We start from the raw sequence: 13,046 nt of genomic DNA on the forward strand, positions 1-13,046 counted from the left end.
GACATGTCACTGAACAGAACGCAAATCGTCGACTGGCTGTACCGCTGCGGCGATATTTTCACCAAAGAGAGCGATTTTCTCACCGGCCTCGATAAAGAGATTGGCGACGCCGACCACGGTCTCAATATGCACCGCGGTTTCAGTAAAGTGGTCGAAAAGCTGCCGTCGATTGCCGATAAAGATATTGGCTTTATCCTCAAAAACACCGGCATGACGCTGCTCTCCAACGTCGGCGGCGCCAGCGGCCCGCTGTTCGGCACCTTCTTCATTCGCGCCGCGCAGGTGACCCAGGCCCACCAGAGCCTGACGCTCGACGAGCTGTACCTGATGATCCGCGAAGGTGCGGACGGTGTCGTCAATCGCGGCAAAGCGGAGCCAGGGGATAAAACCATGTGCGACGTCTGGCTGCCGGTGGTGGACTCCCTGCGCCAGTCCAGCGAGCAGCACCTGTCGATCGCCGCCGCGATGGATGCCGCCTGCGAAGTGGCCGAGCGTGCGGCCCACGCCACCATCACTATGCAGGCGCGTAAAGGCCGCGCCAGCTATCTCGGCGAGCGCAGCATCGGACATCAGGATCCCGGCGCGACCTCGGTGCTGTTTATGGTTCAGATGCTGGCCGCCGCCGCCAAAGAGTAAGGAAATCGCGATGGTAAACCTGGTTATTGTTTCTCATAGCGCCCGGCTGGGCGAAGGTGTCGGAGAACTGGCCCGGCAGATGTTAATCAACGATGGCTGCAAACTGGCGATCGCCGCCGGGATCGACGATCCCGACAGCCCGATCGGCACCGATCCGCTTAAAGTCATGGAGGCGATCGAATCCGTGGCCGATACCGATCACGTGCTGGTGATGATGGATATCGGCAGCGCGTTGCTCAGCGCCGAAACCGCCCTCGATCTGCTCGATCCGGCGATTGCCGCGAAGGTGCGACTGTGCGCCGCGCCGCTGGTGGAAGGGACGCTGGCGGCCACCGTCAGCGCTGCCTCCGGCGCCGGGATCGACAAGGTGATCGCCGACGCCATGAGCGCCCTGGAGGCCAAGCGGGTTCAGCTGGGTTTACCTTCGCCAACTTCTGACGCCGCGCCGGCGCCGATGCTTGCCGACGACGGCGACACAAAATCGGTGTCAGTCATTATTAACAATCACAACGGCCTGCACGTGCGTCCGGCGTCGAAGCTGGTCGCCGCGCTGGCGGGCTTTAACGCCGATCTGCTGCTGGAGAAAAACGGGAAGTGCGTCAAACCGGACAGCCTCAACCAAATCGCGCTATTGCAGGTACGCCGCAACGATAAGCTGCGCCTGCTGGCCCGCGGTCCGGATGCCGACGCGGCGCTGGCGGCGTTTCAGGCGCTGGCCGCCGATAACTTCGGTGAATCGCCTGCGGCGCAACCGGCAGCGGCTCCGGCAACGCCCGAGCGCGTCGAAGGCGCTGCCCTGCGCTATCCGCTGGCCCTGATCCAGCCGCTCCGCCCGGCTGCCGCCGATGCCGCCCGCGAGCAGCAGCGCCTGCGCCAGGCCATTGACCAGACGCTGGCGGATCTTATCGCCCTGACCGAGCTGGCGGAAAATAAATTTCACGCCGATATCGCGGCGATCTTCGCCGGGCACCACACCCTGCTCGACGATGACGATCTGTTTGATGCCGCCAACGATCGCCTGCTCACCGAACAATGCACGGCGGAATGGGCATGGCATCAGGTGTTGATGGAGCTCAGCCAGCAGTATCGCCAGCTGGATGACCCCTACCTGCAGGCGCGCTATATCGATATCGAAGATATTTTGCAGCGCACCCTGCGCCATCTGCAGGGCGTTCAGGAGAGAGTGCCGACGCCCGGCGAGCCAACAATTATTATTGCCGACAACATTTATCCCTCAACCGTCTTACAGCTGGATGCCAGCTTCGTTAAAGGCCTGTGCCTGCGCGATGGCAGCGAACAGGCTCACGGCGCGATTATCGCCCGCGCGGCGGGGATCGCCTGGCTGAGCCAGCAGGGCGAGGCGCTGAACAGCGTGCAGCCCGGCGAGACTATCGTGCTCGATATGCGCCACCAGCGCCTTATCCGTGACTAAAATTCACGTTGACCGTTACCGCTCCGGGGGCCTGCCTCCGGAGGGTGAGTTTTCGCTTACTCTTCAGGAACCACTATGTCTCAATTCTTTTTTAACCAGCGCGCCAGCCTCGTCAACGATGTGATTGAGGGTACCATTATCGCCAGCCCGTGGAATAACCTCGCCCGTCTGGAGAGCGACCCGGCGATCCGGGTGGTGGTCCGTCGCGATCTGAATAAAAACAACGTGGCGGTGATCTCCGGCGGCGGCGCCGGCCATGAACCGGCGCACGTCGGCTTTATTGGTAAAGGTATGCTGACCGCCGCGGTCTGCGGCGATCTGTTCGCCTCGCCGAGCGTCGACGCGGTGCTCACCGCCATTCAGGCAGTGACCGGCGAGGCGGGCTGCCTGCTGATCGTCAAAAACTACACCGGCGATCGGCTTAACTTCGGTCTGGCGGCGGAGAAAGCGCGCCGACTCGGCTACAACGTGGAGATGCTGATCGTCGGCGACGATATTTCGCTGCCGGATAACAAACAGCCGCGCGGCATCGCCGGGACCATTCTGGTGCATAAAGTGGCGGGCTATTTCGCCGAGCGCGGCTTCAACCTCGCCACCGTCCTGCGTGAAGCGCAATACGCCGCCAGCCATACCGCCAGCATCGGGGTGGCGCTGGCCAGCTGCCACCTGCCGCAGGAAGCTGACAGCGCGCCGCGCCATCAGGCCGGTCACGCCGAGCTGGGAATGGGCATCCACGGTGAGCCGGGCGCCTCGACGATCGCCACGCAAAACAGTGCGGAGATCGTTAACCTGATGGTGGAAAAACTGACCGCCGCCCTACCGGAAACCGGCCGCCTGGCGGTGATGCTCAATAACCTCGGCGGCGTGTCGGTGGCTGAGATGGCGATTCTGACCCGCGAGCTGGCCAACACCCCGCTGCAGGCGCGCATTGACTGGTTAATAGGCCCGGCCTCGCTGGTGACGGCGCTGGATATGAAAGGCTTCTCGCTGACCGCCATCGTGCTGGAGGAGAGTATTGAGAAAGCGCTGCTTTCGGATGTGGAAACCGCCAGCTGGCAGAAGCCGGTGCAGCCGCGGACTATCAACGTCGTGCCGTCCACCCTCGACAGCGCCCGGGTGGATTTTACACCCTCGGCCAACCCACAGGTGGGCGATTACGTGGCGCAGGTGACCGGCGCCCTCATCGATCTTGAAGAACATCTCAACGCGCTGGATGCCAAAGTAGGCGACGGCGATACCGGCTCCACCTTCGCCGCCGGGGCGCGCGAAATTGCCGAGCGGCTCGAGCGTCAGCAGCTGCCCCTGAACGATCTGCCAACGCTCTTCGCGCTGATCGGCGAACGCCTGACGGTGGTGATGGGCGGCTCCAGCGGGGTATTGATGTCTATCTTCTTCACCGCTGCCGGGCAGAAGCTGGGGCAAGGCGCCAGCGTGGCCGAGGCGCTGAACGCCGGTCTGGAACAGATGAAGTTTTACGGCGGCGCCGATGAGGGAGACCGGACGATGATCGACGCTCTGCAGCCGGCCCTGGCGGCGCTGCTGGCCGAACCGGAGAATCTGCAGGCCGCTTTCGCCGCGGCGCAGGCCGGGGCGGATCGCACCTGCCAGTCAAGCAAAGCCGGCGCCGGACGCGCGTCCTATCTCAACAGCGATAGCCTGCTCGGCAACATGGACCCCGGCGCCCACGCGGTGGCGATGGTGTTTAAGGCGCTGGCGGAACGCTAAGCCTTCCCCGGTGGCGCTGCGCTTACCGGGGCGATGTAACACCGCCGAATAGCAGGTCGGGTAAGGCGTAAGCCGCCACCCGACAAAAAACGGCACCGCCGGTAGCCCGGATAAGGCGCGACGCGCCGCTATCCGGGTTTTACCACGATGGCTTTTTACTTGCTGTGCCAGTACGCCTGGGAACGCACCAGCTGCTGATCGATGCTCTCGTCTTCAAAGCGCGCCAGCAGCGATTTCACCACCGCGCCTTCGCCGGTCAGCCAGATAAAATAATCCTCCGCCGGCACCTTCACCTGCGCCAGACGCTCGGCGACGAAGGCCGGATTGTGGCCCACCACCCACTCGATGTTAAAGCCGTCGAGATCCGCCAGATAATCTTTATACGACGCATCGGCGATAGTAACGATGGCCGTCACCTGCGGCCTCGCCGGCAGCTGGCGTAATCCCAGCAGACGACGGCGCAGCGCCGGCATGCCGGACTCATCGCAAACATACAGCTGCCAGGCATAATCTTCCGGCACCACCAGCGAGCCGCGCGGGCCGCCGATCACCAGCTTATCGCCCACTTTTGCTTCCAGCGCCCAACGGCTGGCGATACCGCCATCGTGGATATAGAAATCGTAAGCCAGCTCGTGACGTTCGGCATCGTACAGCGGCGTATAGTCGCGGGTGGCAGGCCGCACGCCTTCCCCCCAGTCAATCCCCTCCTCGGTCACCTGCGGCGGGGTAAATGCCGCGCCCGGCTCGGGGAAAAAAAGCTTGGTATGGTCGTCAAAGCCGTGAGAGGCGAAGCCTTCCAGCGCCTCGCCTCCCAGCACGATACGCTGGAACGCCGCGCCTGCGCGCTCCACGCGCAGCACCGTCAGCTCACGGAAACGCAGCTCATTGCGGACACGCTGCGGGTACTTGTCTGCTTTGGTTTTTGTCATCATCGATTGCCTTCGTGAACGGTAAATAGATATATCTAAACTTGATGCAAATGATAATGATTGCCAACTAAAAAGAATGCAAGTCTTTTTTTGATATAGTCAAAACAAACCGCATCAAAATCCACATCCAGAAAACAATCACATATATATCAACATCTTAAAAAATAAATAGCAACCAGCATTGCGAACATTCATTTTTTAGATATAAATTAGATATATCAAAAAACAGCAGGAGGTAACCATGCGACATCATCATGAAGAAGGGCGTGGGCCACGCGGGCGCCACGGTGATCCCAGCGAACACGGCGACCATGGCCGCCGCGGCGGCGGACGTCGCCAGCGTTTCTTTGGCCACGGCGAACTGCGGCTGATCATTCTGGATATCCTCAGCCGCAGCGCCAGCCATGGCTATGAGCTGATCAAAGAGATCGAAACGCTTACCCAGGGGAACTACAGCCCCAGCCCGGGGGTGATCTATCCGACGCTGGATCTGCTCCAGGACCAGGGCCTTATCAGCGTGGAAGACGACAACGGACGCAAGAAAATCCTTATCAGCGAGGAAGGAAAACAGCTGCACGCCGAAAACCAGGAGCACCTGGCCCATATCCAGGAGCGCCTGCAGGCGCGGATGGTCGGCTGCGAGCTGCGCCGCGATCCGCAGATGAAGCGCGCGCTGGAAAACTTCAAAGCGGTCCTCGACCTGAAAGTGAACCAGCAGGCCAGCAGTGCCGCCCAGCTCAAGCAGATCATCGGCATTATTGACCGGGCGGCGATGGAGATCTCTCAGCTCGACTAAGCCTCTTTTTTCACCACCGGCTGCCCCGCGCTGGGGCAGCCCGCACCACGGCGGATCGCCCCGACCATTGCCGCCAGGCAGAAAATCTCGTCAGCTCAGGAATAAAACGTGCCAATAGTGGCGCAATGAGATTAAATTTTACACAATTCGTCTTTTACTTTGCATTTATCCCGATTTTCACCGCTTCTGCCGAACTGGCGTAATCCCTGCAATACTTAATCCAGTATCGTGTGATACGTCCGCCCCAGGAGCACATTTTGAACAGGTTACCTTCCAGCGCATCGGCTCTGGCCTGCAGCGCACACGCACTGAATCTCATTGAAAAGCGCACGCTTGATCATGAGGAAATGAAAGCACTTAACCAGGAGGTCAGGGAATACTTTAAAGAGCATGTGAATCCGGGGTTTTTAGAGTATCGAAAATCGGTCACAGCCGGCGGGGATTACGGAGCCGTAGAGTGGCAAGCGGGAGGGTTAAATACGCTTGTCGACACCCAGGGACAGGAGTTTATCGACTGCCTTGGTGGGTTTGGCATCTTCAATGTAGGGCACCGTAATCCAGTTGTGGTATCCGCCGTCGAGAATCAACTCGCGAAACAACCGCTTCACAGTCAGGAGCTGCTGGACCCGCTACGCGCGATGCTGGCGAAAACCCTGGCAGCCTTAACGCCCGGGAAACTAAAGTACAGTTTCTTCTGCAACAGCGGTACCGAATCGGTAGAGGCGGCCATCAAGCTGGCGAAAGCCTATCAGTCGCCGCGCGGTAAATTTACCTTCATCGCCACCAGCGGCGCCTTCCACGGTAAATCGTTGGGCGCGCTGTCGGCCACCGCCAAGTCGACCTTCCGCAAGCCGTTTATGCCGCTGCTGCCGGGCTTCCGCCACGTGCCGTTCGGCGATATCAACGCCATGCGCACCATGCTGAGCGAGTGCAAGAAAACCGGCGACGACGTCGCGGCGGTGATCCTCGAGCCGATTCAGGGCGAAGGGGGCGTGATCCTCCCGCCGGCGGGTTACTTACCGGCGGTGCGTAAACTGTGCGACGAGTTTGGCGCATTGCTGATCCTCGACGAAGTGCAGACCGGCATGGGCCGCACCGGCAAGATGTTCGCCTGCGAGCATGAGAACGTCCAGCCGGACATTCTGTGTCTGGCGAAAGCGCTCGGCGGCGGTGTGATGCCGATCGGCGCGACGGTGGCGACGGAAGAGGTCTTCTCGGTGCTCTTCGATAACCCGTTCCTGCACACCACCACCTTCGGCGGCAACCCGTTGGCCTGTGCGGCGGCGCTGGCGACGATCAACGTGCTGCTGACGCAAAACCTGCCGGCGCAGGCGGCGCAGAAAGGCGATATGCTGCTGGACGGTTTCCGCCTGCTGGCGCAGGAGTATCCGGATCTGGTGAATGAAGTGCGCGGGAAAGGCATGCTGATGGCTATCGAGTTTGTTGATAACGAGATTGGCTACGACTTTGCCAGCGAGATGTTCAGACAGCGGGTGCTGGTCGCCGGGACGTTAAACAACGCCAAGACGATCCGCATTGAACCGCCGCTGACGCTCACCCTTGAGCAGTGCGAGCAGGTGCTGAAGGCGGCACGCAAGGCGCTGGCGGCCCTGCGCGTTTCGGTCGAAGAAGCGTAATAAAGTGTCCTTCACCCTCTCCCTCTGAGAGGGTGAAGGATAACCCTCACACCTGCGGTAACAGGCCGATAAAGCTGCGCTTCTGCCGCGGCTGCGACATCATCTCCTCCAGCTTTTCGACGCAGGCTAAATAGTGCGGCGTCTTCTTATGCGCCAGCACCGCCTCATCGTCTTTATAGGCTTCGTAGATAAAAAAGCGGGTTTTCACCTCGGGATCCTGCAGGACATCAAAGCGCAGGTTGCCTGGCTCCCGCAGCGCGCCCTCGTGGTTGGCGCGAAACACCTCGAGAAACTCATCCACCCGCTCGGGTTTAATATTGATCTCCACTAGCGTGACGTTCATTTCAGCTCTCCCTGTTTTTCTTCCTGCCAGAACTGATACGCTTCGCGCGCGTTCAGATTCTCATGCACCACCTTTTTCACCGCCTTCAGCATCGCGCGCGGGGCGCTGGACTGGAAGATGTTGCGCCCCATATCCACCCCGGACGCGCCCTGGTCGATCGCCCGCCAGCACATCTCCAGCGCCTCATGCTCCGGCAGTTTTTTACCGCCGGCGATAACGATCGGCACCGGACAGCTGGCGGTCACTTTTTCAAAGCCTTCCTCAACGAAATAGGTCTTCACAAACTGCGCCCCCATTTCGGCGGCAATCCGGCTGGCCAGCGAGAAGTAGCGCGCATCGCGGGTCATCTCTTTGCCGACGCCGGTAACCGCCAGGACCGGCATACCGTAGCGATTGCCGGCGTCCACCAGTTTGATGATGTTATTGATCGACTGATGTTCGTATTCGCTGCCGATATAGACCTGCGCCGCCACCGCGCATACGTTGAGCCGCAGCGCGTCTTCCATCGCCACCGCCACGCATTCGTTGGAGAGTTCGCTCAAAATCGAATTGCCGCCGGAGGCGCGGAGCACCACCGGCTTATTGGTGGCCGCCGGTACCTGGCTGCGCAGTACGCCGCGGGTGCACATCAGCACGTCGGTGTCGGCAAACAGCGGCGCAATCGACAGGTCGATACGCTCAAGCCCGGTCGTTGGCCCCTGGAAGTAGCCGTGATCGAAGGCCAGCATCACCGTGCGGTTGCTGTGCGGATTAAAAATGCGCGCCAGCCGCGACTGCATGCCCCAGTCCAGCGAGCCGCAGCCTTTCAGGGTATACAGCGTATTCTGCTGCGGGCGGTCAATACCGAAGTCCTTCCCCTCTTTGATATCGTCTAAATCTGCCATCTCATCCTCCGTCAGAAGTCGTAGTTGTTGATGTTCTCTTTGCTGAACACCACGCGCTCCGGCAGCAGCACGATACCGTTGCCCTTCGCCTCATACTGATAGCCCTGCACGCTGTTCGGTTCGACCTTCAGCGAGCCGATATCTTTCACCTCAACGCTGTCGCCTACGTTAAGATCGCCCTTTTTCAGTAATCGATCGGCGACGTTAACCGCAATTTTGCCCTGCTGAACCACATCCCACAGGCCGAACGCTTTCACCGTGCCGCGCTCAACGTACGGACGCATCACGTTCGGCGTACTAAAGCCGACAATCGCCACGCCCTGACGCTTGAGGTTCTCTGCCGCCTGCGCCGCCGCCGGCAGCGCATTGGCATCCGGCGCGATAATGGCGTCGAGATCCGGATAGGCTTTTAAGATCCCCTCGGCGGTTTGTAGCGATTTGGTGGCATCGTTATAGCCAAACTGGGTGGTGACGATTTGCCACTGCGGATGTTCTTTTTCGATTTTGGCTTTGGCTTCCTTCACCCACTGGTTCTGGTCGGTCACCGTCGGGCTGGAGTAGAAAAACGCTACCTTGGCAGTAGGCTTCGTCACCTGCTTTTCCGCCATCTCGACCAGCAGGCCGCCAAGCTGCTGCGGCGTGCCCTGATTGATATAGATGCTGCGGCACTCCGGCTTGGTATCGGAATCCCAGGTCAGGACTTTCACCCCGCGCTGCATCGCCCGCTTCAGCGCCGGACACAGGCCGTCCGGCGAGACAGCGGAAACGATAATCGCGTTGTAGCCCTGGTTGACGAAGTTGTTGATAAGCTGCACCTGGCCGGAGACGCTGGGCTCGGTTGGGCCGTCATAGGTGACATCCACGCCCAGCGCTTTCCCCGCTTCTTTCGCGCCGTTGCCGCCGCTGGTAAAGAATCCGACGCCGACCAGCTTAGGAATAAAGGCGATGCGGTCCGCCGCCTGCGCGGTAACCACGCTCATCGCCAGCGCCAGCACGATCAGTTTTAATTTCATTTTATGCTCCGATTGTTTTATGCGAGAAAAGACGCCGCCAGGTCGCGCGCACCCATTCACGGTGCAGGCTCAGCGAACGCCCCATCACCACCACAACCAACAGCGCCCCTGACAGCGCGCTCGACACCTGGTTGGGGATGCCGACCATCTGTAAACCCTGTTGCAGATACCCCACCAGCAATGCCGCCAGCGCGGTACCCAGTATCGATCCCGAGCCGCCGTAAATATTGGCCCCGCCGAGCACCGCCGCGGTCAGCGCCGGCATCAGCAGGTCGCGGCCTAAATCCGAACGTGCCGAGCCGAAGTAGGAAACCATCACCAGCGCCGCGACCGCCGAGGCGACGCCAACCAGGCCATACAGCACGTACGGGATGCCGTTCACCGACAGCGCGGCATAGCGCGCGGCGCGCGGGTTTTGCCCGAGTAAAAAGAGGTGGCGGCCAAAGCGCCCGCGATGGGTCAGCAGCCAGAAGAAAAAGGTGATAATCGCGAACAGCACCAGCGGCAGCGGCAGACCGGCGAGGGTTAAATTGGCGAAGGCGGTGAAGCTATCGGGAAAACCGCCAATCCCCTCGTAACCGGTCGCGCCGGCCATCCCGGAAAGCAGCAGCGCGCCGCCGCCGTACAGATACAGCGTACCAAGCGTGATCACCAGCGGGCTGATGCCGGTGTAGTGGATCAGCGCGGCGTTGAATAACCCGCACAGCAGTCCCAAGAGCAACGTCAGCGATACCGCGAGCCACAGCGGCCAGCCCGCCTGGGTCATCACCCCGAGGGCGATGGCGCACAGGCCGATGGTCGAGCCCAGCGAAATATCGATCCCGCCGCTGATGATCACCAGCGTCAGCGGCAGCGCGACGATGCCGATGCAGATAAAGTCGCTGGTGCTAAAGAGCAGCATATTGAGATCCAGCATGCGCGGATTCAGCGCGCCGAACAGCAGGATCTCCACGATCAGCAACGCCAGCAGCGCGCTTTCCCAGTTAAGCTTCAGCTTCATTTAAGCCACCTCTTTGCTTTTGCGTTCAGGAAAGCGGGCAACCTGTTTCCCCCCTTTGTTACCGGGCTGGAAACGGCTGTACTTTAGCGCCCGCTGATGGCGGGCCAGCGCCTGGCGCAGGCGGCCATCGAGCACCAGCACGCCGAGCAGCACCAGACCGGCGATAAAGTCATTCCACCAGGCGGGAAGGCGGAACAGCACCAGTACGGTGTCGATTTGGGTAAGGAAAAAGGCGCCGAGAAACGCGCCGAGCAGCGTACCGGTACCGCCAAGCAGCGAGATCCCGCCCAGTACGCAGGCGGCGATGGCTTTCATCTCCAGGCCGCTGCCGGTCTGATTAGGCACAAAACCAATCTGCGCGGCGAAGACGATCCCGGCGCAGGCCGCCAGCATACCGTTGAGGGTAAAGGCCAGCATCCGCGTGCGGTTGACCGCCACGCCCAGCTGGCGCGCGGCGGCGAGGTTATCGCCAACGGCGTAAAAATCACGACCAAAGGCGGTGCGCGACAGCAGCCAGCCGCCCGCCAGCAGCAGCGCCAGCACCAGCCAGCCCAGCGGCGACACGCCGATAAACGCAGGCTCCGAGAGCGATTTCAGGCTGTCTGGCAAGCCCTCGATCCATTTCCCGCCGGTCCACAGCAGCATTACCCCGCGATACAACCCCAGCGTGCCGAGCGTCGCGACGATCGCCGGAATGCGCAGCCCCACCACCAGCAGGCCGTTAAACGCCCCGGCCAGCGCGCCAATAGCCAGCGCGAAGGCGATGGCCGTCGCCAACCCGTAGCCGTTGTTCAGCGCCACGCCGACGGCGATGGCGCATAGCCCAACGGTGGAGCCTACCGACACGTCAATATTGCGGGTCAGCATCACCAGGGTCGCGCCCAATGCCAGCAGGCAGAGGATTTGCGAGCTGGCGAAAATCATCGCCAGGGTCTGCAGGCTGAAATAGGCCGGATTGAGCGCCACCAGCACAACAAAGAGCACCACGATGGCAAAGAAGGCGCTCAGTTCGCGATTCTTGAGTAACGTTTTCATGCCTGCCCTCCGAAGGCCAGGGTCATCATGCGATCGACGGTCACCGCCTGCCGCGCCAGCTCGCCGCTGTAGCGGCCCTGATGCATCACCAGCACCCGGTCGGCCAGGCCGATGAACTCATCCAGATCGGAGGAGATCATCAGCACTGCCACATTTTGCGCGGCGACGCTTTTCAGCAGCTGATAGATATCGGCGCGGGCGGAGACATCCACGCCGCGCGTCGGCTCATCGACAATTAGCAGCAGCGGGTTGGCCTCCAGACAGCGCGCCAGCAGCACCTTCTGCTGGTTACCGCCAGAGAGAGTGCGCACCGGCTGATCGCCATCGGCCAGCTTGATCCCCAGCGCCCGGTGATAGCGCTCAACCACCGCCGCCTCCCGTTTCCCCTGCTGCCACCACGACGGCTGATTGAACATCACCGTGTTCCAGCGCACCGGCGCATCAAGAAACAGCCCCGAGACCTGGCGGTCTTCCGGCAGATAGACCAGCCCGCTGGCCAGCCGGGCTCGGGTGCTGTCATTACTAATCTCGCGATTCTCCAGCCAGATCCGCCCGGCGCGCGGTGGACGCAGGCCGTATAAGGTTTCAGCAAATTCGGTGCGCCCGGATCCCACCAGCCCGGCGAGGCCGACGATCTCCCCGGCGCGGATCTCCAGATTGAGATCGATAAAGCCTTCTCCGGTAAGATCCTCCACCCGCAGCACGGGAAAATCCTGCGCCTGGGTGCGGCGGTTGCCCGGCAGCGCCAGCCACAGCTTTTGCGTGTCGCTCAGCGTATGGTCGCGGCTGGCCGGCGTCATAGCGCTAATCAGTTGCTCATCGCGGTAAGTTGCGGTCTCGCCGCTCAGCACTACCGCCCCGTCGCGCATCACCGAAATATGGCTGGCAAGCTGGCGGATTTCGGGCAGTTTGTGCGAGATAAACACGATCCCCACGTCCAGCGCCTGTAACGCGCGGATCTGGCTAAACAACCTCTCCGTTTCCCCCGGGGTTAAAGAGGCGGTGGGTTCATCAAGGATCAGGATCCGCGCTTCGCGCATCAGGCCGCGCAGGATCTCGACCATCTGTTGATCGGCTACCTCGAGCGTGCTGGCGCTGGCATCGAGGTTGATCTGGCAGTTCAACTGCTGCAGTTTTTCCTGCAGTCGCGCGGCGGTATCCGCCCGCTTCGGCAAACGAAAGAGAATGTTCTCGCGCACGCTGAGGTTGGGAAACAGCATCGGCTCCTGCGGCACCAGATAAATGCCCAGCTGGTGGGCCAGCGCCGGGCTGAGGCGCGCAAACGCGCGGTCGCCGATCGTCAGCTCACCGCTATCCGGGGTTTCGACGCCGGCGATGATCTTCATCAGCGTCGATTTACCCGCGCCATTGCCTCCCATCAGGGCATGCACCTGGCCCGCGCATAGCGTAAAGTCGATGCCCTTCAGCACGGCAACGCCGGAGAACTGTTTGCGGATCTGGCGAGCTTCAAGCAGTGGCTTCATCGTCGCGCCTCGTTTGAACAAATGATTTTTAAATTTAATAATGTTCAAAAGCGTAGACGGTGAACTATATTTACAACCGTGCGAAGATCACAGTTTGGCGCTTTAGATCCTCAGGAAAAAATGGGCCAGCGA

12 protein-coding genes are annotated in these 13,046 nt (G+C 60.9%); 5 read left to right on the plus strand and 7 right to left on the minus strand.

All coding sequences use genetic code 11. The features are described from left to right. Window positions 1-3 precede the first annotated feature (3 nt). The 3 genes from dhaL to HMPREF3140_RS03260 all read left to right on the plus strand — a co-directional run bounded on the left by dhaL (window position 4) and on the right by HMPREF3140_RS03260 (window position 3,793). A complete protein-coding gene (gene dhaL / locus HMPREF3140_RS03250) occupies window positions 4-636 on the plus strand; it encodes a dihydroxyacetone kinase subunit DhaL (RefSeq protein WP_002917683.1) in 633 nt (210 codons plus the stop codon). A gap of 10 nt (window positions 637-646) precedes the next feature. Further along, window positions 647-2,068: a dihydroxyacetone kinase phosphoryl donor subunit DhaM gene (dhaM, locus tag HMPREF3140_RS03255; RefSeq protein ID WP_004174229.1), complete on the plus strand. Its 1,422-nt coding sequence runs from the start codon at window positions 647-649 to the stop codon at window positions 2,066-2,068. Between the two features lie 75 nt (window positions 2,069-2,143). After that, a complete protein-coding gene (locus HMPREF3140_RS03260) occupies window positions 2,144-3,793 on the plus strand; it encodes a glycerone kinase (protein WP_004185760.1) in 1,650 nt (549 codons plus the stop codon). Window positions 3,794-3,948: 155 nt separating this feature from the next. Here HMPREF3140_RS03260 and HMPREF3140_RS03265 read toward each other — a convergent pair whose 3' ends face one another. Beyond that, the gene (locus HMPREF3140_RS03265) at window positions 3,949-4,725 is read right to left on the minus strand and encodes a siderophore-interacting protein (protein ID WP_004144829.1); all 777 of its coding nucleotides are present in this window, start codon (window positions 4,723-4,725) and stop codon (window positions 3,949-3,951) included. A 238-nt stretch (window positions 4,726-4,963) separates the two neighbouring features. On the opposite strand from HMPREF3140_RS03265, the gene HMPREF3140_RS03275 reads away from it, so the two are divergent. Together HMPREF3140_RS03275 and ygjG are read left to right on the plus strand one after the other, a co-directional pair. After that, window positions 4,964-5,518: a PadR family transcriptional regulator gene (locus HMPREF3140_RS03275; RefSeq protein ID WP_002917718.1), complete on the plus strand. Its 555-nt coding sequence runs from the start codon at window positions 4,964-4,966 to the stop codon at window positions 5,516-5,518. A gap of 257 nt (window positions 5,519-5,775) precedes the next feature. Next, on the plus strand, window positions 5,776-7,155 hold the full coding sequence (ygjG, locus tag HMPREF3140_RS03280; protein WP_021465185.1) for a putrescine aminotransferase: 1,380 nt from the start codon (window positions 5,776-5,778) through the stop codon (window positions 7,153-7,155). A gap of 46 nt (window positions 7,156-7,201) precedes the next feature. Here ygjG and lsrG read toward each other — a convergent pair whose 3' ends face one another. From lsrG to lsrA, 6 genes are read right to left on the minus strand one after another with little or no spacing between them, the layout of a single operon-like run. Then, complete coding sequence (gene lsrG / locus HMPREF3140_RS03285; RefSeq protein ID WP_004181386.1) at window positions 7,202-7,498, minus strand: (4S)-4-hydroxy-5-phosphonooxypentane-2,3-dione isomerase; 297 nt, start codon at window positions 7,496-7,498, stop codon at window positions 7,202-7,204. Next, the gene (lsrF, locus tag HMPREF3140_RS03290) at window positions 7,495-8,382 is read right to left on the minus strand and encodes a 3-hydroxy-5-phosphonooxypentane-2,4-dione thiolase (RefSeq protein WP_002917724.1); all 888 of its coding nucleotides are present in this window, start codon (window positions 8,380-8,382) and stop codon (window positions 7,495-7,497) included. The genes lsrG and lsrF overlap by 4 nt, the downstream gene beginning before the upstream one ends. 11 nt (window positions 8,383-8,393) lie before the next feature. After that, a complete protein-coding gene (lsrB, locus tag HMPREF3140_RS03295) occupies window positions 8,394-9,395 on the minus strand; it encodes an autoinducer 2 ABC transporter substrate-binding protein LsrB (RefSeq protein ID WP_004185763.1) in 1,002 nt (333 codons plus the stop codon). Window position 9,396: 1 nt separating this feature from the next. Beyond that, window positions 9,397-10,395 (minus strand): autoinducer 2 ABC transporter permease LsrD, encoded by a 999-nt coding sequence (gene lsrD / locus HMPREF3140_RS03300; protein WP_002917727.1) that lies wholly within the window; start codon window positions 10,393-10,395, stop codon window positions 9,397-9,399. Then, complete coding sequence (gene lsrC, locus HMPREF3140_RS03305) at window positions 10,396-11,430, minus strand: autoinducer 2 ABC transporter permease LsrC (RefSeq protein ID WP_070552848.1); 1,035 nt, start codon at window positions 11,428-11,430, stop codon at window positions 10,396-10,398. Beyond that, a complete protein-coding gene (gene lsrA / locus HMPREF3140_RS03310) occupies window positions 11,427-12,914 on the minus strand; it encodes an autoinducer 2 ABC transporter ATP-binding protein LsrA (protein WP_004889660.1) in 1,488 nt (495 codons plus the stop codon). The genes lsrC and lsrA overlap by 4 nt, the downstream gene beginning before the upstream one ends. Window positions 12,915-13,046 lie beyond the last annotated feature (132 nt).

It is taken from the genome of Klebsiella sp. HMSC16A12, assembly GCF_001808265.1.
GTDB lineage: Bacteria > Pseudomonadota > Gammaproteobacteria > Enterobacterales > Enterobacteriaceae > Klebsiella > Klebsiella pneumoniae.

Excerpts from the sequence above, each read along its gene's own strand:
- HMPREF3140_RS03260 (WP_004185760.1), top strand. The coding sequence starts at position 2,144 with ATGTCTCAATTCTTTTTTAACCAGCGCGCCAGCCTCGTCAACGATGTG.
- dhaL (WP_002917683.1), top strand. The coding sequence starts at position 4 with ATGTCACTGAACAGAACGCAAATCGTCGACTGGCTGTACCGCTGCGGC.
- lsrD (WP_002917727.1), bottom strand. The coding sequence starts at position 10,395 with ATGAAGCTGAAGCTTAACTGGGAAAGCGCGCTGCTGGCGTTGCTGATC.
- HMPREF3140_RS03275 (WP_002917718.1), top strand. The coding sequence starts at position 4,964 with ATGCGACATCATCATGAAGAAGGGCGTGGGCCACGCGGGCGCCACGGT.
- lsrB (WP_004185763.1), bottom strand. The coding sequence starts at position 9,395 with ATGAAATTAAAACTGATCGTGCTGGCGCTGGCGATGAGCGTGGTTACC.
- dhaM (WP_004174229.1), top strand. The coding sequence starts at position 647 with ATGGTAAACCTGGTTATTGTTTCTCATAGCGCCCGGCTGGGCGAAGGT.
- HMPREF3140_RS03265 (WP_004144829.1), bottom strand. The coding sequence starts at position 4,725 with ATGATGACAAAAACCAAAGCAGACAAGTACCCGCAGCGTGTCCGCAAT.
- lsrF (WP_002917724.1), bottom strand. The coding sequence starts at position 8,382 with ATGGCAGATTTAGACGATATCAAAGAGGGGAAGGACTTCGGTATTGAC.
- lsrA (WP_004889660.1), bottom strand. The coding sequence starts at position 12,914 with ATGAAGCCACTGCTTGAAGCTCGCCAGATCCGCAAACAGTTCTCCGGC.
- lsrC (WP_070552848.1), bottom strand. The coding sequence starts at position 11,430 with ATGAAAACGTTACTCAAGAATCGCGAACTGAGCGCCTTCTTTGCCATC.
- lsrG (WP_004181386.1), bottom strand. The coding sequence starts at position 7,498 with ATGAACGTCACGCTAGTGGAGATCAATATTAAACCCGAGCGGGTGGAT.